General features: G+C 71.5%; 20 protein-coding genes. 10 read left to right on the forward strand and 10 right to left on the reverse strand.

The window, feature by feature from the left end:
* The first annotated feature begins 6 nt into the window (after positions 1-6).
* Entirely contained in the window at positions 7-2,109 is a 2,103-nt protein-coding gene (locus tag AB0J46_RS01645) for a histidine kinase (RefSeq protein WP_364324922.1), read from the forward strand.
* Here the strand turns inward: AB0J46_RS01645 and AB0J46_RS01650 are convergent.
* From AB0J46_RS01650 to AB0J46_RS01660, 3 genes are read right to left on the reverse strand one after another with little or no spacing between them, the layout of a single operon-like run.
* Positions 2,050-2,658 (reverse strand): response regulator transcription factor, encoded by a 609-nt coding sequence (locus tag AB0J46_RS01650; protein WP_364324925.1) that lies wholly within the window; start codon positions 2,656-2,658, stop codon positions 2,050-2,052. The two genes, AB0J46_RS01645 and AB0J46_RS01650, sit on opposite strands and share 60 nt — an antisense overlap.
* 12 nt (positions 2,659-2,670) lie before the next feature.
* Entirely contained in the window at positions 2,671-3,789 is a 1,119-nt protein-coding gene (locus AB0J46_RS01655; protein ID WP_364324928.1) for a glycosyltransferase, read from the reverse strand.
* A complete protein-coding gene (locus tag AB0J46_RS01660) occupies positions 3,786-4,760 on the reverse strand; it encodes a glucosyl-3-phosphoglycerate synthase (RefSeq protein WP_364324931.1) in 975 nt (324 codons plus the stop codon). Before AB0J46_RS01660 ends, AB0J46_RS01655 begins: the two co-directional genes overlap by 4 nt.
* A 98-nt stretch (positions 4,761-4,858) precedes the next feature.
* Between AB0J46_RS01660 and AB0J46_RS01665 the strand changes: the two genes are divergently transcribed.
* Positions 4,859-5,809 carry a Gfo/Idh/MocA family oxidoreductase gene (locus AB0J46_RS01665; RefSeq protein WP_364324934.1) on the forward strand — a complete coding sequence of 317 codons (951 nt, stop codon included), beginning with the start codon at positions 4,859-4,861 and terminating at the stop codon, positions 5,807-5,809.
* Positions 5,802-6,920: a zinc-binding dehydrogenase gene (locus AB0J46_RS01670; protein WP_358283342.1), complete on the forward strand. Its 1,119-nt coding sequence runs from the start codon at positions 5,802-5,804 to the stop codon at positions 6,918-6,920. Before AB0J46_RS01665 ends, AB0J46_RS01670 begins: the two co-directional genes overlap by 8 nt.
* Positions 6,921-8,104: 1,184 nt before the next feature.
* Here the strand turns inward: AB0J46_RS01670 and AB0J46_RS01675 are convergent.
* The gene (locus AB0J46_RS01675; protein WP_364324937.1) at positions 8,105-8,890 is read right to left on the reverse strand and encodes a sugar phosphate isomerase/epimerase family protein; all 786 of its coding nucleotides are present in this window, start codon (positions 8,888-8,890) and stop codon (positions 8,105-8,107) included.
* A complete protein-coding gene (locus tag AB0J46_RS01680; protein ID WP_364324940.1) occupies positions 8,887-9,882 on the reverse strand; it encodes a zinc-binding alcohol dehydrogenase in 996 nt (331 codons plus the stop codon). Before AB0J46_RS01680 ends, AB0J46_RS01675 begins: the two co-directional genes overlap by 4 nt.
* A 488-nt stretch (positions 9,883-10,370) precedes the next feature.
* On the opposite strand from AB0J46_RS01680, the gene AB0J46_RS01685 reads away from it, so the two are divergent.
* The 4 genes from AB0J46_RS01685 to AB0J46_RS01700 are packed head-to-tail and all read left to right on the forward strand — an operon-like array spanning position 10,371 to position 14,632.
* Positions 10,371-11,741 carry an extracellular solute-binding protein gene (locus tag AB0J46_RS01685; RefSeq protein ID WP_364324943.1) on the forward strand — a complete coding sequence of 457 codons (1,371 nt, stop codon included), beginning with the start codon at positions 10,371-10,373 and terminating at the stop codon, positions 11,739-11,741.
* Positions 11,738-12,652 (forward strand): sugar ABC transporter permease, encoded by a 915-nt coding sequence (locus AB0J46_RS01690; protein WP_364324946.1) that lies wholly within the window; start codon positions 11,738-11,740, stop codon positions 12,650-12,652. The genes AB0J46_RS01685 and AB0J46_RS01690 overlap by 4 nt, the downstream gene beginning before the upstream one ends.
* Complete coding sequence (locus tag AB0J46_RS01695; protein WP_364324949.1) at positions 12,639-13,484, forward strand: carbohydrate ABC transporter permease; 846 nt, start codon at positions 12,639-12,641, stop codon at positions 13,482-13,484. The genes AB0J46_RS01690 and AB0J46_RS01695 overlap by 14 nt, the downstream gene beginning before the upstream one ends.
* Positions 13,485-13,486: 2 nt before the next feature.
* Positions 13,487-14,632, forward strand: coding sequence for an ROK family transcriptional regulator (locus AB0J46_RS01700; RefSeq protein ID WP_364324952.1), 1,146 nt, complete (start codon positions 13,487-13,489; stop codon positions 14,630-14,632).
* Here AB0J46_RS01700 and AB0J46_RS01705 read toward each other — a convergent pair whose 3' ends face one another.
* Positions 14,633-15,358, reverse strand: a complete 726-nt coding sequence (locus AB0J46_RS01705) for a helical backbone metal receptor (protein WP_364324955.1) — start codon at positions 15,356-15,358, stop codon at positions 14,633-14,635. It abuts the gene before it with no gap.
* A 142-nt stretch (positions 15,359-15,500) separates the two neighbouring features.
* Between AB0J46_RS01705 and AB0J46_RS01710 the strand changes: the two genes are divergently transcribed.
* On the forward strand, positions 15,501-16,307 hold the full coding sequence (locus AB0J46_RS01710) for an SAM-dependent methyltransferase (RefSeq protein WP_352349875.1): 807 nt from the start codon (positions 15,501-15,503) through the stop codon (positions 16,305-16,307).
* A gap of 9 nt (positions 16,308-16,316) precedes the next feature.
* A complete protein-coding gene (locus AB0J46_RS01715) occupies positions 16,317-17,216 on the forward strand; it encodes a TIGR03619 family F420-dependent LLM class oxidoreductase (RefSeq protein ID WP_364324958.1) in 900 nt (299 codons plus the stop codon).
* A gap of 35 nt (positions 17,217-17,251) precedes the next feature.
* Here AB0J46_RS01715 and tpx read toward each other — a convergent pair whose 3' ends face one another.
* Positions 17,252-17,752, reverse strand: coding sequence for a thiol peroxidase (gene tpx, locus AB0J46_RS01720; protein ID WP_364324961.1), 501 nt, complete (start codon positions 17,750-17,752; stop codon positions 17,252-17,254).
* A 56-nt stretch (positions 17,753-17,808) separates the two neighbouring features.
* Positions 17,809-21,015 carry a fused isobutyryl-CoA mutase/GTPase IcmF gene (icmF, locus tag AB0J46_RS01725; protein WP_364324964.1) on the reverse strand — a complete coding sequence of 1,069 codons (3,207 nt, stop codon included), beginning with the start codon at positions 21,013-21,015 and terminating at the stop codon, positions 17,809-17,811.
* A gap of 126 nt (positions 21,016-21,141) precedes the next feature.
* Between icmF and AB0J46_RS01730 the strand changes: the two genes are divergently transcribed.
* Positions 21,142-22,194, forward strand: a complete 1,053-nt coding sequence (locus AB0J46_RS01730; RefSeq protein ID WP_364324967.1) for a glucose 1-dehydrogenase — start codon at positions 21,142-21,144, stop codon at positions 22,192-22,194.
* A gap of 11 nt (positions 22,195-22,205) precedes the next feature.
* On the opposite strand, the gene AB0J46_RS01735 is transcribed toward AB0J46_RS01730, so the two are convergent.
* Together AB0J46_RS01735 and AB0J46_RS01740 are read right to left on the reverse strand one after the other, a co-directional pair.
* Positions 22,206-23,195, reverse strand: a complete 990-nt coding sequence (locus AB0J46_RS01735; RefSeq protein ID WP_364324970.1) for a CHAP domain-containing protein — start codon at positions 23,193-23,195, stop codon at positions 22,206-22,208.
* Between the two features lie 115 nt (positions 23,196-23,310).
* Positions 23,311-24,081 carry a protein phosphatase 2C domain-containing protein gene (locus tag AB0J46_RS01740; RefSeq protein WP_364324972.1) on the reverse strand — a complete coding sequence of 257 codons (771 nt, stop codon included), beginning with the start codon at positions 24,079-24,081 and terminating at the stop codon, positions 23,311-23,313.
* Positions 24,082-24,100: the final 19 nt, after the last annotated feature.

Below are 24,100 nucleotides of genomic sequence, written 5' to 3' on the forward strand. Positions count from 1 at the left end.
CTGGGCGTGCGTGTCGCCCGATTGATCGTCGTCGTGGTGCTGGCCTCGCTGGCCGGCGTCTACGTGGTGGCCGGCGCCTGGGGGGCGCTGCCGGTGCTGGCCGTGCAGTGCGCCTTCACGCTGCGGGCCAGGTGGGGGTGGCTGCTCGCCGTCCAGGGCGTACTGGTCTACGCGGTGACGTTGGGGCAGGGCGCGTCCGTCGCGATTCTGGGCTTCCTCGCCGGGTCGCTGCTGGTGACGCGCTGGTGGGCGCTGGCGCCCGCGGTGGCCTTCAGCGGCGTCGTGATCCACCACTGGCGCAATGCCGGGGACGCGGTCTCCACGACGGACCTCGCGATCACCACGGTGCTGGTGTCGCTGGTCGTGTTCGGCCTGATCCGGCTGGTCGAGCGGGTGGCCGAGATGGAGGCCACCCGTCCCGCGCTGGCCGCCGCGGCGGTGGCCGAGGAGCGGCTGCGCATCGCCGCGGAGCTGAGCGACGGCCTCGGCCGCGGCCTGGCCACGATCGGCGCGGGCGTGCGGCGGGCGCTGGCCGCCCCGCGGGACGCGGCCGGGACGCTCGGCGAGGTGGTCGCGACAGCGCGGCTGTCGCTGGCGGACGCGCGCGCCGCGGCGGCCGGCTACCGCGCGATGTCCCTGGCTCCCGAGCTGACCACCGCCCGCGCCCTGCTGGAGGCGGCCGGCATCGGCGTGGAGGTGCGCGCCGCCCACACCGAGCCGCTGGGCCCGGCGGGCGCGCTGCTCGCCTCGGTGCTGCGCGAGGCGGTCACGGACGTCGCCCGCCGCGGCACCGCCACGGTGTGCGTGATCGAGACCTGGGAGGAGCCGGAACGGGCCCAGGTGCGCCTGCGCGTGGCCGACGACGGCCGCCGCACGGCCGAGGACGACGTCACCGGCGGGCTCGCCGACCCGGCGGGGCTCACCCGCCAGGTGGCGGCGGCGGGCGGCACGCTCACCCGCGGCCTGTCCGGCCGGGGCCGGTACACGGTGGAGGCCGTGCTGCCCGCCACGCGCCCGCCCACGGCGGCCCGGCGCGAGCCGCCCGACGTCTCGGTGGTCCTGCTGGCCGCCGTGCTGGTCGGGTTCAGCGTCAAGGCGTTGCTGCAGATCCCGGCCGGGCTGCTGGCGCCCGCGGTCGCGGCGCTGGCCGTGATCGTCGTCATGCAGCTGCGCTCGGTCACCGGCCGCCACATGGTGGCGCTGGGGGTGATGGCGGCGCTCACCTTCGCCCCGATCCCGGTGTTCGGGCCGATCTGGCTGGGGGCGGCGGGCTTCCTCGCCGGTCCGGTGCTGCTCGCCTTCCGCCCGCGGACGGCCTGGCCCCTGACGGCCGCGATCCTGGCCGCGGTCTGGACGGTCGCCTCCCTCTACGAGCTGCCCGGCCGCGTCAACGTCACGGTGAGCACGCTCACCACCGGCGTGGTGGTCTACAGCCTCCTGCGCCTGGCCCAGCTGGCCAAGGAGCTGCACGCGGCCAGGGAGAGCCTGGCGCGCTCGGCCGTCGTCGAGGAGCGCCTGCGGGCCGCCCGCGACCTGCACGATCTGCTCGGCCACAGCCTGGCCGCCATCCTGCTCACCTGCGAGCTGGCCCGCCGCCTGCCCGACCCCGTCCGGGAGCTGGAGAACGTCGTCACCATGGCCGAGCACGCCGAACACGACCTGCGCTCGGTCACCGGCGAGCAGCGCGAGCTGTCCTTCGCCGCCGAGGCCGAGTCGGCCGGGAAGGTGCTGGCGGCGGCCGGGGTCGAGGTCACCCTGCGGCTCGCGCACCCCGAGCTGCCGGCCGAGGTCGAGACCGTGCTCAGCACCGTGCTGCGCGAGGCCGTGACCAACGTCCTGCGTCACAGCGCCGCGCGCGCCTGCGTGATCTCCACCTCCGTGGCCGGCGGCGAGGTCGGGCTGCTCGTCCGCAACGACGGCGCGGGCACGGCGGCCGCCCGTCGCGGCTCGTCCGGGCTGGGCAACCTCACCACCCGCCTGGCCACGCTGGGCGGCCGGCTCACGACCGCCGCCGCGGACGGCTGGTTCCGGCTCGACGCGCGCGCCCCGCTAGATCCAGCCGGCCTCGCTGGCGATGCGCACGGCGTCGGTGCGGTTGCGCGCGTTTAGCTTGGCCACGATGGCCGTCAGGTAGTTGCGCACGGTCCCGGCGGTCAGGTGCAGTCGCCGGGCGATGTCGGGGGCCTCGGCGCCGCCCGCCACCAGCCGCAGCACGTCGGCCTCGCGCGGCGTGAGCGGGTTGTCGGCCAGGTCCCAGGCGGTGACCGCGAGCGACGGGTCGAGCACCCGGCCGCCCCGGGTGACCTCCCTGATCGCCGCGACCAGGTCCTCCGGTGGCGCCGTCTTCAGCAGGAAGCCGTCCACCTGGGCGGTCAGGGCCCGCTTGAGATGGCCGGGTTTGCCGTAGGCGGTGAGCATGAGCGTGCGGCACGAGGGCACCCTGGCCCGGATCTCCGCCGCGGCGGCCAGCCCGTCGAGGGTGCCGGGCATGTCGATGTCCAGCACGGCCACGTCCGGCCGGTGCGCGGCGGCCGACGCCAGGGCGGCGTCACCGGACTCGACCGCGGCCACGATCTCGAAGTCGGCCTCCAGGCCGAGCAGGGTCGCGAGCGCGTGCCTGATCACGGCCTGGTCCTCGGCCAGAAGTACGCGAATCATCGGACATGTCTATCAGTCGGCGCGCAGCACCCGGTCGTACAGGTCCAGGTAGCGGTCGGCCATCACGCCGGGCGAGAAGCGGCGCCGGGCCTCGCGGCGGCACTCCTCGGGGTCGATCTCGTCCACCCGCTGGACGTATTCGGCCAGCTCCTCCTCGGTGTCGGCGAGGAAGCCGGTGCGGCCGTGGTCGATGATCTCGGGCAGGCAGCCGCGGCGCAGGCCCACCGGCGGCACCCCGAGCGCCAGGGCCTCGACGACCGCCGTGCCGCCCGGCTCGTCCCACTGGATGGGGAAGAGTGCGGCGCGGGCCGAGGCGTACAGCTCGTCCCTTTCCTGGCCGCCGACCGCGCCGATCCACCTGACCAGGTCGCCGTCGAGGTAGCGGGACACCTGGTCGAGGTGGTAGCGCACGTCGGGGTGGCTGTGCAGCGGGTGGTAGGGGTCCTGCAGGACGACGTCCAGCTCGGCCTGGCTGTCCCGGCCGCAGACCGGGCCGGCCACGACCAGCGGCAGGCCGAGCTTCTGGCAGATCCGGGCGGCCACGTGCTGGCCCTTGAGCCCGCAGATCCGGCCCATGATCACCAGGTGCTCGCCGCGCTCGGCGCGGACGTCCTGGCCGGCCAGCGGCGTGGCCAGATGGACGGAGCCCAGCGAGGCCGCGCGCAGGGCCTCCGGGGCGCGGGCGAGCTGCGAGTCCGACACCCCGTTGACCGCGATCGAGCGCGGGAAGGCGCCGTAGAACGCCGGGTGTTTGCGCAGGTCCCAGTGGAGGGTGTGGAGGACCGGCGGCCCGCCCAGCGCGGCCAGCACCGCCGGCCCGACGACCTCCACGTGGTCGTGCACGAGGTCGATGTCGTCGCGGCCGCGCAGCTCGGCGGCCACCCGCGCCTGGTGTGCGTGCGCGATCCCCATGACCTGGTTGTACGGCTTCTGCAACTCCGCGAACTGGCCCTCGTCGTAGACGGCGATCAGCTCGTCGGCCTCCAGCGTGCTCGACGCCACGGAGGCCAGCACGACCTCGACGCCGCGTTCGCGCAGCGGGGGGACCAGGGTGGCGACCACGTTCTCGATGCCGCCGTAGCCGGGCGGCGGGACCGCCAGCCACGGTCCCGCGTTGATCAGCACCTTCACGCGACGTCCTCCTCCAGCATGAGCGAGGCGAGCGGCGGCCGTTCCGCCACTCCCACGTCCACCAGGCCGGCCCGCCCGTCGAGACCGAACTGCAGCAGCATGTGAGCCGGGGGTACCGAGGACACCACGCGGCCCTGGCGTTCCAGCCGGGACCACGCGGTGAGCATGATCTGGCCGGCCATCCGGCCGAGCGCGTGCACGGACTGGTGGCCGTGCGCGCGGGAGCCCAGGTCCACCTGGGCCATCGCGTCCAGTCCCACGAGTTGGAGGAGGTCGACGAGGAGGCCGAACTCCACGCCGTACTCGGTGACGAAGGGGACCTGTTCCAGCACGTCGCGCCGGGCGGCGTACTCGCCGCCGAGGGGTTGGCGAAAGCCCGCCAGCTCCGGCCAGAACAGGTTGAGCAGGGGCCTGGCCACCAGCTCGGTGACCCGGCCGCCCGCGCCGCGCCGGGGCACGCCGTCCTCGCCCGTGAAGGGCCGTTCGTACGTGGCCTTGACGAAATGGGTGCCCGGGTTCACCAGCAGCGGACCGACCAGCCCCGACACGAAGTGCGCGCCGAAGTTGAGCAGGTCCGAGTCGACGAACGCGACGATGTCGCCGTGGGAGGCGGCCAGGCCCTTCCACAGCGCCTCCCCCTTGCCCGACAGGCGCGGCAGGTGGGGCAGCACCTCGTTCTGCGCCACGACGCGCGCGCCCGCCGCGCGGGCCCGTTCCGCCGTCGCGTCGGTGGAGTTGGAGTCGACGACGAGGATCTCGTCGACGAGTGGCGCCTGCTCCACCAGTTCACGTCTGATCACGGTGACGATGTCCCCGACCGTGCGCTCTTCGTCGCGCGCCGGCAGGACGACGCTCACCGTTGTGTTGCCCTTGGCCTCGATTAAGGCATCCACCGGCCATTCCGCGGCCGTACTGGAATGCGGGCCGCACCACTCCTGGGCCCTGGCCAAGGCTCGCACATCTGTCTCCATGCAGTCAGCCCCATCTCATAGGGGCACGACCCCTGCCCGATCTATGCGCCTTCGAACATCCTTGTTTGTTAACCCCTAGACGTGGCATATGTCGGGTTGTGTCCCCAATTACCCGTGTCGGCATCATTGGTGCCGGAAATGTCGCCGCTCGCCACGCAGATGTCCTGTCCGGCTTCCCCGATGTGACGATTGCCGGGGTGGCCGACACCGATCTCCACAAGGCTGAGGCGTTGGCCTCCGCGCACGGCGCCCCCGCCTACGGCGACCATGCCGGCCTGCTGGAGGCCGGCGGTCTCGACGCTGTCTACGTCTGTGTGCCTCCTTTCGCGCACGGTAACCCTGAAAACGACGTCTTGTCGTGTAATCTCCCGATTTTTGTGGAAAAACCCCTTTCTCTCGATCTCAAAACCGCAGAAAACATCGCAGCCGAAATCGACCGGCGCGGGCTGCCGTCCGCCGTCGGCCACCACTGGCGCTACCTCGACATCCTCGACCGGGCCAGGGAACGGCTCGACGGCCGTCCCGTGCAGCTCGCGCTCGGGCACTGGCTGGACAAGGTGCCGCCGGTCGGCTGGTGGCTGAAGGCGAGCATGTCGGGCGGCCAGATCCTGGAGCAGGCGGTCCACGTCCTGGACCTGGCTCGGCTGCTGGTGGGCGAGGTGTCGATGGTGCACGCCGTACCGGCCGGGAGCGCGGTGGACGGCGAGATCGACCGGGCCACGTCGGCCGTCATGAGCTTCGCGGGCGGCGCGACCGGCCTGCTGGCCACCTCCTGCCTGCTGCGCCGCAAGCACCGGGTGGGGCTGGAGGTGTGCGCCGACGGCATCGCGCTGGAGCTCAGCGAGACCCGGCTGCTCGTGGACGGCGAGGAGGCCGTCGAGGACGGCGGGCACGCCAAGACCCTCGTGGACCGCACGTTCATCGACGCGGTGCGCGGGAAGGACGCCGACGTGCGCGCGCCGTACGGCGAAGCCCTGCGAACCCACCGCCTGGCCGTCGCGCTGGCGCGCTCCGCGGCGGAACGGAGGCCGGTGATGCTGGATGACTGAGGCGACGAGCACGATCCTGAGCATCGAGGCGCCCGGCGAGGTGCGCCTGGTCGAGGAGAAGCTGGCCGGCCTGCCCGACGGCGGGTTCATGGTCGCCACCACGCACAGCGGCGTCTCGGCGGGCACCGAGCTGACCTATCTCAAGGGCGCCAACCCCTACCTCACCTCGGCCTGGGACCCGGCGCTCGGGCTGTTCCTGCCGGGCACGCCGTCGGTGGCGTACCCGGTGCGCGGCATCGGCTACATGCAGGTGGGCGTGGTCGCCGAGACCCGCACGCGGGCCGTGGCCGAGGGCGCGCGGGTCGCCATGGCCTACGGCCACCGCACGGCGTACGTGGCCGACCCGATGGCCGACCGGTTCGTCGTGCTGCCCGGCGACCTCGACCCGCTGCTCGGCATCTACGTCGCCCACATGGGCCCGATCTGCGCCAACGGCCTGCTGCACGCGGCCGCCGACCTGCACGGCCCGGCCGTCCAGCACCTGGGGGACGGCGTGCGCGGCCGCCGCGTCGCGGTGGTCGGGGCGGGCGTGGTGGGGCTGCTGACCGCGTCCTTCGCCCTGTCCTGCGGGGCCGCCGAGGTGGTGGTCGTGGACGAGACCCGGGCCAGGCTCGCGGTGGCCGAGGCGATCGGCGCGCAGGTCCTGGCCGCCCCCGACGACGACCCGGCGGTGACGCTGAAGCGCCGCTGGCGGCACGCCCCGGGCGACCGCGGCGCGGACCTGGTCTTCCAGTGCCGCGGTCAACCGCGGGCGCTGGCCCTGGGCCTGCGGCTGCTGCGCCCGCAGGGCACGCTGATCGACCTCGCGTTCTACACCCAGGGCGCCGACGAGGTGCGGCTCGGCGAGGAGTTCCACCACAACGGGCTGGCGCTGCGCTGCGCCCAGATCGGCCGGGTGCCGCGCGGCCTCGCGCACGCCTGGGACCGGGAACGCCTGTCGCACGAGACGATCGGCCTGCTCAGGGAGCGCGGGAGGCTGCTACGCGAGCACCTGGTCACCGACGTCGTCGGCTTCGGGGAGGCTCCCGAACTTCTGACCGATCTCGCGGCCCGACGGCGGCAGGCCGTCCAGGCCGTGCTCAGCCACGACGTCGAGGATGAGGGCCGCTGACCAGCTGAAGTCCCGGCACCCGTGACCGCGCAGCGTGAACGGGTTGAAGTACTCGCGGAAGCCGGAGTGGGCGACTGCGTGGATCATGCCCTCGGCGAGCAGGTCGGCCAGGTCGGGACGGCGGTCCCGGAGCCCCTGCCAGACCAGCCAGGTCAAATTGATCCAGCTCGGCCCGCGCCAGTAGCGGGCCGGGTCGAACTCGGCCGTGGCCGGGGCGTGGCTGGGCAGCACGCCGTCCTTGAGCGAGAACTTGTCGAGGGCCGTGCCGATCAGCGCCTCGGCGATCTCCGGCGGCAGCCCTGGGAGCATGAGCGGCACCAGGCCGGCGGCGCTGCCCGAGCGGATGAGCCGGCCGGTGCGCAGGTCGCGGGGGCGGAAGTGGCCGTCCTGGTAGAGGTGGTCGACCATGGCGGCGGTGACGGCGGCGGCCTCGCGCCGGTGGGGCCCGGGGTCGTGGCCGCACACCTGCGCGATCTCGGCGAGCGCCGACTCGGCCATGCCGTACGCGGCGTTGAACAGCGGGTCCTCGATCTCGAATGAGCCGGGCCGCTGGTAGCCGCTGTCGCGGTAGGCGCCGGCGAGGGCGACGTACCGCTCGTAGTCGCGGTCGGTGGGGCGCTCGTCGGCGCTGACGGTGTTGAGGTCCCGGCGGACGAAGCCCGTCGCGCCGGTCTCGACCGCCCGCAGCGGAAGGTCCCAGGCCGGGCTGTTGTCCATGCCCGACTCCCACGGGTGGACGATCGAGATCAGGCCCTCGGGCGAGCGGCGGGAGGCGCGCAGGAACTCCTGCTGGGCGACGAGCTTGGGGTAGATCCTGGCCAGGAACGCCGGGTCGGGCTCGGCCTGGTGCACCTTCCAGGCGGCCAGCGCGTGCACGGGCGGCTGCACGATGCCGGAGGTCGCCGAGCCGGACGGCGCGCGGGCGCCCCAGAACTGCGGGCCGGGGAAGTAGGCGCCCTCGGGCACGACGGGGTTGAACACGATGTGCGGCACCCGGCCGTCGGCCCACTGGGCGCCGAACAGCGACAGCAGCTCCGCCCTGGCCCGCCGCGGCGACCAGCGGGCGTTGCCGATCGCGATGAAGGCGGAGTCCCAGCTCCACTGGTGGGGGTACAGACGACGGGAGGGAACCGTGTGGCTGCCGTCCCAGTTGGCGACGAGCACGCGTACGGCGTCGCGGAGGATCATAGGAATTTCCTGATGAAGGCCGCCGTCTGCGGGAGCACGATCTCGGGCTCGCCCCGCAGCCGGCATTCGAGGGCGAGGTAGCCGTCGAAGCCGACGGCGTCGAGCGTGGCGAGCTGCGCGCCCCAGTCGAGGTGACCGGTGCCTGGCTGGTTCCTGTTGGACTCGCTGATCTGCATGTGCGCGAGGTAGGGGGCCGCCTCCGCCAGGGCCCGGCAGGGGTCGTCCTCCTCGATGTTCATGTGGTAGGTGTCGCCGACGATCCTGATCGAGTCCATCGAGCAGTACGAGACCGCGTCGGCCAGCGTGTTGACCATGTGGTTCTCGTACCGGTTGAGCGGTTCGAGCATGATCAGCACGCCGTTGCGCTGGGCGTGCTCGCCGAGGATGCCGAGCGCCTCGGCCAGCACCTCGCGGTCGTCCGCGGCGGTGCGCGGCGGCTCGAACGGCGGCAGCCGGAGCGAGAACTGGCCCCACGAGGCCGGGGTCATGACGCCGATGCCGCCCAGCTCGGCGATCACCGTGAGCTGCGACCTGAGCTGCTGGATGGCGTCCTTGCGCCTGGCCGGATCGAAGTCGCCGATGAAGTGCGGCATCTCGACGCACACCGTCGGCATCACGACGCCGTCGGCCAGCGCCCGCTTGAGCTCGGTCAGCCGGCCGGCGAAGTGGAAGTCGCCCTTCCCCCTCAGCTCGATCGCGTCGAACCCGGCCTCCACCGCGAACGCGAACTTCTCCTGCAGGCTGCGGCCGGGCAGAAGCTGCTCCTGGGCGGCGAGCTTCATCGTGACTCCTCGAAGGTGAAGACGAGCTGGAGCACCTCGGACTGGTGCTTGTCGATCAGGTCGAACGCCTCGGCCGCCTGCTCGACCGGCACGAGGTGGGTGACCAGGTCGCCGACCTCGACCTCGCCCCGGTGCACGAGCTCCATGAACGTGCGCTGGAGGCGTTCGACGTCCCAGCGGTGGGCCAGCCAGGAGGCGACGCCGCCGATCTGGGAGGAGACGAGCTGCACCTGGTTGTGGTGGAACTCCTCGCCCAGCCGCAGCCCGATGCCGTCGCCCTGGTAGAAGCCGGCCGCCACGACCCGGCCGCCCTTGCGCACGCTCCTGATGGCCTCCTGGAGGCCCAGGTGGTTGCCGCTGAGCTCGATCGCGGTGTCGGCGCCCTCGATGCGCTTGCGCAGGAACTCGGCGACCGAGCCCGACCGCACGTCGAACGTCTCGGCGGCGCCGAACTTCCTGGCGAGTTCGAGCCGGTCGGGAATGGCGTCGGCGGCCACCACCCGGGCGCCGCTGAGCACCGCCATGCGGGTGGCGAGCAGGCCGATGACGCCCTGGCCGAAGATCGCGACCTGGTCGCCCAGGTGCACGTCGGCGGCGTGGACGGCGTTGAGCGCGATGGCGCCGACCCGGGCGAAGACGCCCGCGACGGGGTCGGCCCCCGGCGGCAGGATGTGCCCGGCCAGCTTCTCGGCGGGGACGACGGCCTCGGCGCGGTGGCCCCAGATGCCCCACACGAGGCTGCCGACGGGCGGCTCGGCGACGTCGGGAGCCGCCTCCACGACCTCGCCGACCTCCTGGTAGCCCCAGCCGGACAGGGGGTAGGCGTGCGTCTGGCCTTCGAGGAAGAGCCGGCGCTCGGTGTCCCACTTACGGGTGAGGTAGGGATTGGTGCCGCGATATGCGGTCAGCTCGGTGCCCGCGGAGACCCCGGAATAGAGGGTCCGCACCCGGACGGAGCCCGGCACGAGTTCGGCGGGCGACTCCAGGCTCACGCTGACACGGCCTGGCTCTTGGAAGGTGATGACGCGCATACCCCACACTTACGCTTTTTGATCATACAAAAGTCAGAGATTTAGTGTTTGTTTGCACACCATAGTTGCGCTCGAAACACTCGTAAGTCTACGACTTCCGTCGATCGCGGCCGATGGAATCCAGGTTTCCAGTAGGGCGCGTTCTGGAAAGAGACCTTACCGACATGTCACGCCCCGTCTGTCCGCCTGATCCGGAAGCGCCAGAAGTGCTTGCCCGGGCAGCAGCCGGATGACCGAAATGACATCAGACCAGATCGTTTCGAGGTGGGCGTCCGTGATCGGTTATGGGAGAGATTTGCCGCAACGCCGAGCAACCTTTTACCGAAGGCCCTGGTGACGTGCGGCGGCGGCACGGCGAGAGAACGGACCGGTCTCGTTCTCGCCTACGCCAGGTGCCTGCCCCTTTTCTACGGGTAAGTGCGGCATATCCCCAACCAGAGGAGCGTGCCATGCCGAACAGGGTCACCGCCGTCCTCTCCGTCGCACTGCTGGCCTCGGCCGCCCTCACGGCCTGCGGCGACGGCGGCGAGCAGCAGTCCGGCGCGAACCAGATCACCGTCTGGACCGAGGAGAACCTCGGCGACCGGATGGCCGTGCAGAACCAGATCATCGCCGAGTTCACCAGGAAGACCGGGATCAAGGTGAAGCTGGTCGGCGTCGGGGAGGACCAGTTCAGCCAGACCGTGACGGCCGCCGCCGCCGCGGACGACCTCCCCGACGTCATCGGCGCGCTGCCGCTGGCCTCCGTCCGCGAGCTGGAGGCCAACGACCTGCTGGACACCGAGACGCCGGGCCGGATCGTGGACGGGCTCGGCAGAGACTCCTTCTCGCCGCGCGCGCTCGAACTGGACTCCTCGGGCGGCAGGCTGCTGGCCGTGCCCAGCGACGGATGGGCCCAGCTCCTGCTCTACCGCAAGGACCTGTTCGACAAGGCCGGGCTGGCGCCGCCGGACACCTACGAGGCGCTGGAGGCGGCGGCGGCGAAGCTGAACGCGGGTGGGGTGGCGGGCATCACGCTGGCGATCGCGCCCAAGGACTCCTTCACCGCGCAGAGCTTCGAGCACGTGGCGCTGGCGAACGGCTGCCAACTGGTCGACAATTCCGGAAATGTCACGCTAGACAGCCCACAGTGCGTGAAAGCCTTCGATTTCTACGCAAAACTGGCGAAGAACTACTCAGTCAAGGGCAAACAGGACGTCGACTCCACCAGGGCCACGTACTTCTCCGGGAAGGCGGCCATGATGATCTGGTCGTCGTTCATCCTCGACGAGCTGGCGGGGCTGCGTAAGGACGCGCTGCCGAGCTGCGCCGAGTGCCGCGCCGACCCCGAGTGGCTGGCGAAGAACACCGGCGTGGTCACGGCGCTGAAGGGCCCCGGCGCGAGCGCGCCCGCCCAGTACGGCGAGATCGTCTCCTGGGCGGTGCTGCGCGGCGCCGCCGCCGATCCGGCCGCCACGTTCGTCAGGTACATGATGGACGAGGGCTACGAGCGCTGGATCGGGATGGCGCCCGAGGGCAAGTTCCCCACCCGTAAGGGCTTCGCGGACAAGTGGAAGAAGCTGCCCGCGGGCGTGGACACCAAGAAGCCGCTGTCGGAGGTCTACCCCGCCGACGTGCTCGACGCGCTGCGCCGCAGCCCCGACACCTTCGCCCGCTGGGGCATCCCGCAGGGCCAGGGCAAGCTGGTCGGCGCCACGATGGGCGAGCTGCCCGTCCCCAAGGCCCTCAGCCAGGTGGCCGACGGCTCGCTGACCCCGCAGGCCGCCGCCGTCCAGGCCAAGAAGGACGTGGAGACCATCAAGCGCGGGATCCGGCAATGAGCGCACCCCGCACCCTGCGGCAGCGGGAAGGGCGGGCCGGGCTGGCGTTGATCTCGCCCACGCTGGTCATCACGCTGGTCGTGGTGGTGCTGCCGCTGCTGTGGGCGATCATGCTGGCCTTCCAGGACGTACGGCTGATCAACATCCGCCGGGCCGGCGTCTTCGGGCACTACACGCTGGAGAACTTCACGTACGTGATCTCCGAGCCGGGCTTCTGGGCGTCGCTGGTCAACACCCTCATCTACACGGTGGCCGGCACGGCGTTGTCGATCGCGATCGGCCTGGTGACCGCGCTCGCCCTGCGCGACCGGTTCCCCGGCCGCACCCTGGTCAGGGCCTCGATCCTGATCCCGTACGTGGCGCCGGTGGTGGCCGTGGCCTTCCTGTGGGAGACCATGCTGAACCCCCAGTACGGCATCGTGAACACCTGGCTGAAGGAGCCGATCGCCTTCCTCACCCAGGCCCAGGGCGACTTCCTGGGGCTGAAGGTGCCGGTCGCGCTGCTCACGGTGATCGCGTTCGAGGCGTGGCGGTACTTCCCGTTCGCGTTCCTGTTCATCCTGGCCCGGCTGCAGGCGCTGCCGGCCGAGCTGGAGGAGGCCGCGGTCGTGGACGGCGCCACTCCCACCCAGCGCTTCCGGCACGTGATCATGCCGCAGCTGTGGCGCATCGTGGCGCTGCTGGCGGTGCTGCGGTTCGTGTTCACCTTCACCAAGTTCGACGACGTCTACCTGCTGACCGGCGGCGGCGCCGGCACCGAGGTGGTCAGCGTGCGCGTCTACAACTTCCTGACCGCCCGCGACGACATCGGGGCCTCGGCCGCGCAGGCGATCGTGCTGGCCGTCGTCCTCGTCGTCCTGCTGGCCGTGTACCTGCGCTTCTTCTCGGGAGGCGACCGTGAGCAGGGATAGGTTCGAGCGCGCGCTGTTCGCGGCGCTGCGGCCCGTGGTCATCGTGTTCCTCTTCGCCGTCACCGGGCTGCCGTTCCTGTACATGGTGACGCTTTCCGTACGGGACATCCAGGAGCTCATTCTGGAGCCCGGCTCGCTGTGGCCGCGGCACTTCACCCTGGACACGTACGTGAACGTGCTGACCACGCAGGGGTTCCTCACGTTCATCAGGAACAGCGCGGTCGTGGCGGTCGCCTCGGTGGCCGCCACGCTGCTGATCTCGATCCCGGGCGCCTACGCCGTCGCGCGGCTGCGCTTCTTCGGCCGGCGGCAGGTGCACTTCCTGTTCCTCGCCGTCTACCTGTTCCCGGCGATCGTGCTGGCCATCCCCCTGTTCGTGCTGTTCACCATGCTGGGCCTCAGGGGATCTCTGGTCGGACTGATCCTGGTTTATATCGCGCAGACCGTGCCCGTCACGGTATACATGCTGCGCAACTACTTCGAGACCGTGCCGCAGAGCGTGGAGGAGGCGGCCGCGATCGACGGCTGCTCGCGGCTGTCGACCATCTGGCGGGTGGTGCTGCCACTGTCCAAGCCCGCGCTCATGGCAACCGGCCTCTACGCGTTCATGATCGCGTGGAACGAGTTCCTGTTCGCCCTGCTGTTCCTCGTGGAGCGGCGGGAGAGCTGGACGGTCTCCCTGGGGCTCTCTCAGCTGGCGGGGAGCATAGAGATCCCCACGACGGTGCTGATGGCAGGATCCGTGGTGCTGACGCTGCCCATCGTGATCGTGTTCTTCGCCAGTGAACGCCTGCTGACGGAGGGCCTCACGGCAGGAGCGGAGAAGGGATAGACATGCTGACGGCAGGGCAGGTCCTCCAGCTCATCCGCGATGGCTCCTGCCGTACCCGCAAAGACCTGATCGAGTTCACCGGCCTGTCCCGGTCGACCGTCACCGACCGGGTCGACCGGCTCATCGCCGCCGGCTACCTGCACGAGTCCGGCGTCGGCGCCTCGGGCGGCGGCCGGCCGCCCTCGGTGCTCGACGTCGACGCCGCCCGGCGGCTGATCCTCGTGGCCGACCTGGGCGCCACCCACGCCAGGGTGGCGCTCACCGACCTCGCCGCCCGTCCGATGGCCGAGGAACGCGCCGAGATGCGCATCGACCGCGGGCCCGAGCCCGTGCTGACGTGGGTGCGCGAGGCGTTCCAGCGCCTGCTGGACAGGACCGGGCGGCCGGCGGGCGACGTGTGCGGCATCGGGCTCGACCTGCCCGGCTCGGTCGACCACACCGGCGGACGGGTGATCAGGTCGTTCCTGATGCCGGGCTGGGACGACCACCCGATCAGGGAGGCCGTCGGGCGCACGTACGACGTGCCCGTCCTGGTGGAGAACGACGCCAACGCGATGGCCCTCGGCGAGTGGTGGTCGTCCTGGCGGGAGACCGACTCGCTGATCCTGGTCAAGGTGTCCACCGGCATCGGCACCGGCATCGTCCTCGACGGGCGGATCTACCGGGGCGTCGAGGAGGCCGCGGGCAACATCGGGCACGTCCGCATCCGGGAGAGCGACGACCGGGTGTGCACCTGCGGCTCGCGCGGCTGCGTGGCCTCCCTGGCCAGCGGGCACGCGATCGCGGCCGACCTGGGCCGGGAGACCAGCCGCGACGTCGTGCGCCTGGTGCAGGCCGGTGACCCGGCGGCGATCGCGCGCGTCCAGGAGGCGGGCCGCACGCTGGGCGTGGTGCTGGCCACCGCGGTCAGCCTGCTCAACCCCGGCGTGCTGGTGCTGGCCGGGGACATGGCCCAGACCGAGGAGCACTACCTGACCGGGATCAGGGAGATCGTCTACCGGCGGAGCCTGCCGTACACGACGCGCAACCTGGAGATCGTCACCAGCAGGCTCGGCGACCGGGCCGGGATCGTGGGCATGGCGGTGATCGTGATGGAGCACGTGCTCTCCCCCGCGGCCGTGGACGCCGCGCTGGCCGCCGTCGGCTGATCAGGCCAGCGCGCGCGGCAGGGCGGTGGCGGCCTCGGTGAGCGAGGGGCCGTACCAGGTCAGCAGGCGGCCGCTGACCAGCGCGCAGTCCAGGCCGGGGAACGCCTCGGGGCCGTCGTCCGCGCTGAAGGCGTAGGGCTCGTCGGGCAGCACGACCAGGTCGGGATGGTTGCCGGTCAGCTCGGGCAGGGGGATCTTCGGGTAGCGGTCGGGGTGGGCGGCGTACAGGTTGTCCACGCCGAGGTGGCGCAGCACGTCCCCGGTGAAGGTGTCGCGGCCCACGACCATCCAGGGGCGGCGCCAGATCGGGACGATCGCGGTGCGGCGCGGGCCGTCCGCGGGGACTCCCCACGCCTGGCGGGCCTCCGCCAGCCAGTCCGGGCGGTCCGTCCGGCAGGCGTGCGCGAACATGCGCTCCAATGAGGCGAACGCCTGCTCCAGCGTCTCGATCCTGGTCACCCACACCGCCACGCCCGCCTCGCGCAGGGCCTCGACGTCGGGCGCGCGGTTCTCCTCGGCGTTGGCCAGGACGACGTCCGGGCGCAGGCGCAGGACGGCGTCGAGGTCGGGGTTCTTGGTGCCCCTGACCCGGGCCACGTCCAGGTCGGCCGGATGCGTGCACCAGTCCGTCGCCCCGACCAGCGCCTCCGGGACGGTCGCCGCCACGGACTCGGTCAGCGACGGCACCAGCGACACGATCCGCCGGACGGTCTGGGCTACCTCCACAGGGACCCCTGTGTCATCGTGGACCACGGCACCACCTTAGGTTGCGTTTTCCTGAAATATGCGTAGCACCACTCTTATGTCGGTATAGATCCGTAGAATCCCGGTAAAGATCGTTAAAACTCTGTGATCGGGGGCTCGACGGTTGGAGCACGAGGCATCGGATTTCGATCCGAACACGCCGAACGTGGCACGGCTCTACGACTACTACCTCGGCGGCAAGGATCACTTCCCGGTCGACCGCGAGGCGGCCGAGCGCATCCTCACGGTGGCGCCCGAGGTACGGGCGGCGGCGCGGGCCAACCGCGCCTTCCTCGGCCGCGCCGTACGCCACCTCGCCGAGTCCGGGATCAGGCAGTTCCTCGACATCGGCACGGGGCTGCCGACCCAGGGGAACGTGCACGAGGTGGCCGCCAAGGTCGCCCCGGGCTCCCGCGTCGTCTACGTCGACCGTGACCCCGTGGTGCTGGTGCACGCCAGGGCGCTGCTCACCGGCCACGGCGAGGACACCACGGTGGTCGAGGGCGACCTGCGCAACCCGGGCGACATCCTGCGCGACCCGGAGGTGCTGCGGACCATCGACTTCAGCCGGCCGGTCGCCGTGCTGCTGGTGGCGATCATGCACTTCATCGAGGAGTCCGACGACCCGGAGCGGATCCTGAAGACCCTGCGTGAGGCCATGGCGCCGGGTAGTTACCTGGTCATGTCCCACGGCACCAGCGACGCCCGTCCCGACGCGGTCAGCGCGGGCACCGAGGTCTACCGCAACGCCACCGCGCGGCTGGCGCTGCGCAGCCGGGCCAGGATCAGGGAGCTGTTCGAGGGGTTCGAGCTGGTGGAGCCCGGTCTGGTGTGGCTGCCCGAGTGGCATCCCGACCAGGCGGACACGATCGACTTCATGGACCGCCCCGAGTCGTCGCTCATCGTGTGCGGCGTGGCCAGGAAGGTCTAGGACGCGCCCATGGACCTCGGCCTCGCCGTCCCGCAGTACGGCAGGTTCGCCGCGCTGGGCAGCGTGACGCGGGTGGCCCGGGAGGCCGAGGCGATGGGGTTCGCCGGCCTGTGGGCGGGCGACCGGCTGCTGACGCCGCTGCGGCCCAAGGACCGCTATCCCGGGGGCGACGGCAGCGTGCCGCAGGCCCATCGGGTGTTCCTCGACCCGTTCGCGGTGCTGGCGGTGGCCGCGTCCGTGACCTCGTCGGTCCGGCTCGGGACCAGTGCGCTCAACGCCTGCTGGTACCCGCCGCCGGTGCTGGCCCGCTCGCTCGCCACGATCGACCACCTGAGCGGCGGCCGGCTGGCGGCGGGCCTCGGCCTCGGCTGGTCCTCCGACGAGTACGCCGCCGTGGGCGTGCCGTGGAAGGGCCGGGCCGAACGTTACGAGGCCACCCTCGACGCCCTGGAGGCGATCTGGGGCGCGGACCCCGTGACGTTCGAGCACGAGCTGTGGACGATCGCGCCCAGCCACATCGACCCCAAGCCGGCCCGCCGCCCGCCGCTGCTGCTGGCCGGGTTCGCCCCGGAGGCGTTGCGCCGGATCGGGCGCAGGGGCGACGGCTGGCTGACGGCCGCGCTGCCCGTGCCCGTGCTCCTGTCGATGTGGGAGACGGTCAGGGACGCCGCCGAGCAGGCCGGACGCGACCCGGACGCCCTGCGCATGATCCTGCGCTCCAACCCGGTGATCACCGCCGACGGCGCCCCGCCGCGGAGCGGCACGGTGGCCGAGATCGCGGCGTACCTGTCGCAGGCGGCGGAGGCCGGGGTCCACGAGGTCATCCTGGACCTCCAGCACACCGCCGCCGACGACGACCACCTGCTGGAGCTGGCCGCCGATTTCCGTGAGCGCCTTCGCGCCACCTGAGCGGGGCCGCTTGGCGCGGGTCGGTTGAACGCGGGTTACTTGAGCGCGGAGAGCGCGCCCTCGTAGTCGGGCTCCTGGGTGATCTCGGGCACCAGCTCGGAGTAGACCACGTTGTCGTCGGCGTCGATCACGACGACCGCGCGTGCGGCCAGGCCGGCCAGCGGGCCCGACTCCTGGGCCACGCCGTAGTCGGCGAGGAACTCGCGCCCGCGCATGAGCGACAGCATGGTCACCTTGTCCAGGCCCTCGGCGCCGCAGAACCGGTTCTGGGCGAAGGGCAGGTCGGCCGAGACGCAGAGCACGACCGCGTCGGGGTGCTCGGACGCGACCTGGTTGAAGCGGCGCACGGAGGCCGCGCAGACGCCGGTGTCGACGCTCGGGAAGATGTTGAGCACCTTGGTCTTGCCGGCGAAGTCGGCCAGCGTGCGCTCGGACAGGTCGGTGCCGACCAGCTTGAAGGCGGGCGCGGCGTCGCCGGGCTTCGGGAAGGCGCCGCCCACGGTGATCGGGTTGCCCTTGAAAGTGACGTCGGACATGAAAGCCTCCTGATAGCGATGTTCCCCGACCAGCGATCCTAGCGGCGCGATCTCCCTTAGACGTTGCGGCGGTACTGGCCGCCCGCCTCGAACAGGGCCTCGGTGATCTGGCCGAGCGAGCAGACCCGGGCCGCGTCCATCAGCACCGCGAACGCGTTGCCGTCGGACATCGCGACCTCGCGCAGCCGGGACAGCTCCGCGGGCGCCTGCGACCGGTTGCGCTCGTGGAAGGCGTGCAGGCGGTCGAGCTGCGACTGCTTCTCCTCCTCGGTGCCCCTGGCCAGCTCCAGCTTGTGCGGGTCGGACTGCTCGGCGCCGGGGTTGCGGAAGGTGTTGACGCCGATGATCGGCAGGGATCCGTCGTGCTTGCGCATCTCGTACAGCATCGACTCGTCCTGGATCTTGCCGCGCTGGTAGCCGGTCTCCATCGCGCCGAGCACGCCGCCCCGGTCCGACAGCCGCTCGAACTCGGTCAGCACGGCCTCCTCGACCAGGTCGGTCAGCTCGTCGATGATGAACGAGCCCTGCAGCGGGTTCTCGTTCCTGGCCAGGCCCCACTCGCGGTTGATGATGAGCTGGATCGCCATCGCCCGGCGCACCGAGTCGGCCGACGGGGTGGTGACGGCCTCGTCGAAGGCGTTGGTGTGCAGGCTGTTGCAGTTGTCGTAGATGGCGATCAGGGCCTGCAGGGTGGTGCGGATGTCGTTGAAGGACATCTCCTGGGCGTGCAGCGACCGGCCCGAGGTCTGGATGTGGTACTTGAGCTTCTGGGAGCGCTCGGCCGCGCCGTAACGCTCGCGCATGGCCACCGCCCAGATCCGGCGCGCCACCCGGCCGAGCACGCTGTACTCGGGGTCCATGCCGTTGGAGAAGAAGAACGACAGGTTCGGCGCGAAGTCGTCGATCCGCATCCCCCTGGCCAGGTACGCCTCCACGTACGTGAACCCGTTGGCCAGCGTGAACGCGAGCTGGCTGATCGGGTTGGCCCCCGCCTCGGCGATGTGGTAGCCGGAGATGGAGACCGAGTAGAAGTTCCTGACCCCGTTCTGGATGAACCATTCCTGGATGTCGGCCATCATCCGCAACGAGAACTCGGTGGAGAAGATGCAGGTGTTCTGCCCCTGGTCCTCCTTCAGGATGTCGGCCTGGACCGTGCCCCTGACCGTGGCCAGCGTACGGGCGCGCAGGTCGCGGGCCTCCTGCTCGTCGGGCTCGCGGCCCTGTTCGGCGCGGAAGCGGTCGAGGGCCTGGTCGAGCGCGGCGTTGAGGAAGAAGGCCAGGATCGTGGGCGCCGGGCCGTTGATCGTCATGGACACCGACGTGTTGGGCGCGGCCAGGTCGAACCCGTCGTAGAGCACCTTCATGTCGTCGAGCGTGGCGATGGACACGCCCGAGGTGCCGACCTTTCCGTAGATGTCGGGACGCAGGTCGGGGTCGTGGCCGTACAGGGTGACCGAGTCGAAGGCGGTGGACAGCCGGGTGGCGGGCTGGCCCTCCGACAGCAGCTTGAAGCGCCGGTTGGTGCGGAACGGGTCGCCCTCGCCGGCGAACATCCTGGTCGGGTCCTCGTCGTCCCGTTTGAACGGGAACACCCCGGCGGTGAACGGGAACGACCCGGGCAGGTTCTCCGAGCGCAGGAAACGCAGCAGGTCGCCGTGGTCGCTGAAGCGCGGCAGGGCCACGCGCGGGATGCGGTTGCCGGACAACGTCTCGCGCCAGAGCGGGGTGTGGATCTCCCGGTCGCGGATCTTCACGACCAGCTCGTCGCTGCGGTACGCCTCCTTGATCGCGGGCCAGCCGTCGAGCAGGCGGCGGGTCTCCTCGCTCAGCTCGCCCTCGGCCTGCTCGGCGAGCCCGGCCAGCCGGGCGTCCTCGCCGCCCAGGAGCTCCCGCACGGCGGCGAGCTGCTGACGGCGGCGCGCGACCTCCGCCTGGGCCAGCGTCTCGGCGTGGTAAGTCCGGACGGAGTCGGCGATGTCGGACAGGTAGCGGGCGCGGGCGGGCGGGACGATGGCCGCGGCCGCCTTGGAGGTGCGCTCGGTCACCACGGGCAGCAGCCCCGGCCCGACGTCCTCCAGCAGCAGGCCCTTGAGGTGCTGGTAGAGGGCGGTGACGCCGGCGTCGTTGTAGCGGGCGGCGATCGTGCCGAAGACCGGCATGTCCTCGGGCGACTGACCGAACGCCTCCCGGTTGCGCACGAGCTGGCGGCGCACGTCGCGCAGGGCGTCCTCGGCGCCGCGGCGCTCGTACTTGTTGATGACGACGGCCTCGGCGAAGTCGAGCATGTCGATCTTCTCCAGCTGGGAGGCGGCGCCGAACTCGGGGGTCATCACGTAGATGGGCACGTCGACGTGCGGGACGATGCCGGCGTCGCCCTGGCCGATGCCGGGGGTCTCCACGATCACCAGGTCGTAGCCGGCCGCGCGGCACGCGGTGACCACGTCGTCGAGGCAGGCCGGGACCTCGTTGGCGGCCCCGCGGGTGGCCAGCGAGCGGAAGTAGGTCTGGGGGCCCAGGCTGTTCATCCTGATGCGATCGCCGAGCAGCGCGCCGCCGCCGCGCCGGCGGGTGGGGTCGATGGCGAGGATGGCGATGCGCAGCTTGTCGTCGTTGTCCACCCGGAACCGGCGGACCAGCTCGTCGGTGAGCGAGGACTTGCCCGAACCGCCCGTGCCGGTGATGCCGAGCACCCGCGCCGGACGCTCCTGGACGGCGACCGCCGCCTTCAGCCCCTCGGCCAGCTCGGCGGGGGCGCGGCCGGACTCCATGAAGGTGATCGCGCGGGCCAGCGCCGCCTGGTCGCCCGAGAGCACGGCCTCGACCGACGGCGGGTCGCCGAGCTCGTGGTCGCACTCCTCGATCAGCTTGTTGATCATGCCGGGCAGGCCGTACCGCTGGCCGTCCTCGGGCGAGAAGATGCGCGTGACGCCCCGCTCGTGCAGCAGCTCGATCTCCTCGGGGACGATCACGCCGCCACCGCCGCCGTACACCTTGACGTGGCCCGCGCCGCGTTCGCGCAGCAGCTCGACCAGGTAGGTGAAGAACTCGACGTGGCCGCCCTGGTAGGAGCTGATGGCCACGCCCTGGACGTCCTCCTGGACGGCGGCCGTGACGATCTCGTCCACGGACCGGTTGTGGCCGAGATGGATCACCTCGGCCCCCTGCGTCTGGAGGATGCGCCGCATGATGTTGATCGCCGCGTCATGGCCGTCGAACAGCGCCGCGGCGGTCACGAAACGAACAGGGTACGCCGGAACGTGCACGCCTGATCACTCCTTTGTGAGGGGACCCTCCTGCGAAAGATACTAGGACGTCCAACTATTTCGATAGTAGGACGTCCTCGTAGCTCCTTCCGGTCTGGGTAAGGACTGCCCCAGGGGGTGACGCCGATGCGCGCGTTGACGTTCGAGCCGGGCCGGCAGGGGACGCTAGAGGTGGAAGAGGTGCCCGAGCCGGAGCCGGGGCCAGGGGAGCTACTCGTGCAGGGGCTGGCCCTGGGGATCTGCGGCACCGACAGGGAACTGGCGGCGGCCGAGTACGGCTGGGCGCCGCCCGGCAGAAGCCGCATGGTCATCGGCCACGAGTCGCTCGGCCGGGTGCTCCAGGTGCCCGACGGGTCCGCCTTCTCCCCCGGCGACCTGGTCGTGGGCGTGGTGCGCCGGCCTGATCCCGAGCCGTGCGGGGCCTGCGCGCGGGGCGAGTTCGACATGTGCCGCAACGGCCGCTACACCGAGCGCGGCATCAAGGAGATCGACGGCTACGCCAGCGAGCAGTGGACGGTCAAGGCCGGGTACGCCGTGCGCCTGGACCCGTCGCTGGAGAGCGTGGGCATGCTCGTCGAGCCGGCGTCCGTGGTGGCCAAGGCGTGGGAGCACATCGAGCGCATCGGCTCGCGCGCCTGGTTCGAGCCGCGCACGGTGCTGGTGACCGGCGCGGGGCCGATCGGGCTGCTGGCGGCGCTGCTGGGCCGGCAGCGCGGGCTGGAGGTGCACGTCCTGGACCGGACGGCGGGCGGGGCCAAGCCCGCGCTGGTGGCCGATCTGGGGGCGACGTACCACGTGGGCAGCGGCCTGGAGGCCTTCACCGACGCCAAACCGGACATCATCATCGAGGGCACCGGGGTGGGGCAGCTCGTCATGGAGGCGCTGACCTGCACGTCCGCGGCGGGGATCGTCTGCCTGGCCGGGCTCGGGGCCGGAGGGCGCACCCACCGGCTGGACGTCAGCGAGATCAACCGGGACATCGTCCTCGAGAACGACGCGATCTTCGGCACCGTCAACGCCAACCTCCGCCACTTCCGGGACGCCGCGACCGCCCTGGCCCAGGCGGACCGCAGCTGGCTCGAACGCCTGGTCACCCGGCGCGTCCCCCTCACCCAGGCGAAGGACGCCTTCAGCCACGAACCGGGCGACGTCAAGGTGGTCCTCGACCTCACCTCCTGACCCCCGCGGCCTCAGCTCTTCGGGGTGTAGGGCCTGCGGCGGTTGGCGGGTACACGGCCCGCGCCCGTCCGGCCGTCGCGCGGGGCGGGCACCTCGGGCGCCGCCGCCCGCACGGCACGGGGCCGGAGCGCGGCGGAGGAGGACGGCCCGGCCTGCGCGGGAGGGCCGGCCGGCGCGGCGGGGGCGGTGCCCACGCGGATCCCGGCGGCCTCGCGCGGCGGCGGCGCGGGGGTGAGCACGGTCACGCGCGGCGCCCATTCCTCGTCGTCCCGCGTCCGGCCGGCGCCGCGGCCCTCTGGCGCGTTCCAGAACCGCAGCCAGCCGAAGCGGCGGTGGACGCCACGACGGCGGCCGGTCACGCGTAAGGAGAGCACGACGGTCACCAGCACCATCGCGACCAGCAACGCGGGCGGCGTGCCCAGGACGTCGAGCGGCGAGGACCGGCCCGCGTCCGTGCGCGGCGCGGGCACGAACGGCCGCTCGGTCGACCGGATCTCGGTCGCCTGGTCGGCCGCGGCCTTGACCACCCGGGGAAGGCCGTAGCCGACGACCTTGTCGGTGTCCCTGACCTTGCGCTTGAGCCAGACGCGGTCGACGTTGGCCTCGATGGTGTGGATCTTCTTGCCCTCGACCCGTTCCACGATCCCGACGTGGTCGACGCCCTTGTAGCTCTTCCCGCCGCCCCAGTCGAAGAAGACCAGCGCGCCGGGCTCGGGCCGCTGCGCCCAGGCCTTCTGCTTGATGAACCAGGCGGCATGGGAGGGCGTCCAGGCGAACTGCCCGACGTACGGGCCGAGGCCGGTCTTGTCGGCCGCCCAGGCGATGAACATGTCGCACCAGGGCGCGTTGCGGTATTGGGTGTCCTGGACGCGATCCGCGTACCACTGGCCGAATTTGGTGCTCTGGCCGCTCTTCTCCTTGTAACCGAGTTCCTGCCGTACCTGCTTCAGCAGCGCGTCCGCGATCGGGTCCAGGGTGACTCCTCCCCGAAAAACCGACAAATCACGATGGACTGTAGTAGCGCCATCGCGAAATTGCTCGAATCATTCAGAAAGTGTCTATTTATGGGCCCATATTTCGGCATTGGGACGCATGTGACGGGTGGTGCGTCCCTCGTCAGGCTCCGGCGCCCACGCGGTAGACGCTCACCTCGCCCGCGCCCGGCGCCACCACGTCGGCCACGATCACGGTGACGTTGTCGGGCGAGCCGCCTTCGTTCGCCAGGTCGATGAGCCGCTGGACGGCCGCCGCAGGGTCTGCCACCGTGGTCAGCACCTCGTGCAGGACCTCGGGCCCGAGCACGGTGGTGAGCCCGTCGGAGCAGAGGAGGTAACGATCGTCAGGCTCGGCCTCGCGCAGCGCCATGTCCGGTTCGGCCCTGCCCTCGCTGCCCAGGACACGCAGCACCATGGAACGCCGGGGGTGCACGGCGGCTTGATCCTCCGTTATCCGCCCTTCGTCCACCATCGACTGCACAAGTGTGTGATCCTTGGTCATCTGATAGAGCGCACCATCACGAAGCAGGTATCCGCGGGAGTCACCCAGATGAGCAAGGGCGAACTGGTAGCCGTCCCACAGCATGGCGGTCACCGTGGTCCCCATCCCCCGGCGGGCGGGGTCGATGTCGGCCAGTTCGACCAGCCTGCGGGCCGCCTCGTGCACGGCGCCCTCCAGGGCCGCCTCCAGGTCCGAGCCGGTCTCGGGAAGCGTGGCATCCAGCTCGCGCATGACGGCGATCGCCGCCGAGCTCGCCAGCTCGCCGGCCGCGTGCCCGCCCATGCCGTCGGCAACCACGAGCAACCGGCCACTGGCATAGCCGGAATCCTCGTTCTGCTCCCTGCGACGGCCCACGTCTGATCCGGCGGCATAGCGGATGTTGTGCTTCATACCCAGCAGTAAATCATTG

Source organism: Nonomuraea sp. NPDC049758 (assembly GCF_040674635.1).
In the GTDB taxonomy this organism is placed as follows: Bacteria; Actinomycetota; Actinomycetes; order Streptosporangiales; family Streptosporangiaceae; genus Nonomuraea.

What these genes read in the sequence shown, in the direction of transcription:
- AB0J46_RS01650 (WP_364324925.1), bottom strand. Translation starts at nt 2,658, where the DNA reads ATGATTCGCGTACTTCTGGCCGAGGACCAGGCCGTGATCAGGCACGCG.
- AB0J46_RS01660 (WP_364324931.1), bottom strand. Translation starts at nt 4,760, where the DNA reads ATGGAGACAGATGTGCGAGCCTTGGCCAGGGCCCAGGAGTGGTGCGGC.
- AB0J46_RS01670 (WP_358283342.1), top strand. Translation starts at nt 5,802, where the DNA reads ATGACTGAGGCGACGAGCACGATCCTGAGCATCGAGGCGCCCGGCGAG.
- AB0J46_RS01675 (WP_364324937.1), bottom strand. Translation starts at nt 8,890, where the DNA reads ATGAAGCTCGCCGCCCAGGAGCAGCTTCTGCCCGGCCGCAGCCTGCAG.
- AB0J46_RS01685 (WP_364324943.1), top strand. Translation starts at nt 10,371, where the DNA reads ATGCCGAACAGGGTCACCGCCGTCCTCTCCGTCGCACTGCTGGCCTCG.
- AB0J46_RS01690 (WP_364324946.1), top strand. Translation starts at nt 11,738, where the DNA reads ATGAGCGCACCCCGCACCCTGCGGCAGCGGGAAGGGCGGGCCGGGCTG.
- AB0J46_RS01700 (WP_364324952.1), top strand. Translation starts at nt 13,487, where the DNA reads ATGCTGACGGCAGGGCAGGTCCTCCAGCTCATCCGCGATGGCTCCTGC.
- AB0J46_RS01715 (WP_364324958.1), top strand. Translation starts at nt 16,317, where the DNA reads ATGGACCTCGGCCTCGCCGTCCCGCAGTACGGCAGGTTCGCCGCGCTG.
- tpx (WP_364324961.1), bottom strand. Translation starts at nt 17,752, where the DNA reads ATGTCCGACGTCACTTTCAAGGGCAACCCGATCACCGTGGGCGGCGCC.
- AB0J46_RS01730 (WP_364324967.1), top strand. Translation starts at nt 21,142, where the DNA reads ATGCGCGCGTTGACGTTCGAGCCGGGCCGGCAGGGGACGCTAGAGGTG.
- AB0J46_RS01740 (WP_364324972.1), bottom strand. Translation starts at nt 24,081, where the DNA reads ATGAAGCACAACATCCGCTATGCCGCCGGATCAGACGTGGGCCGTCGC.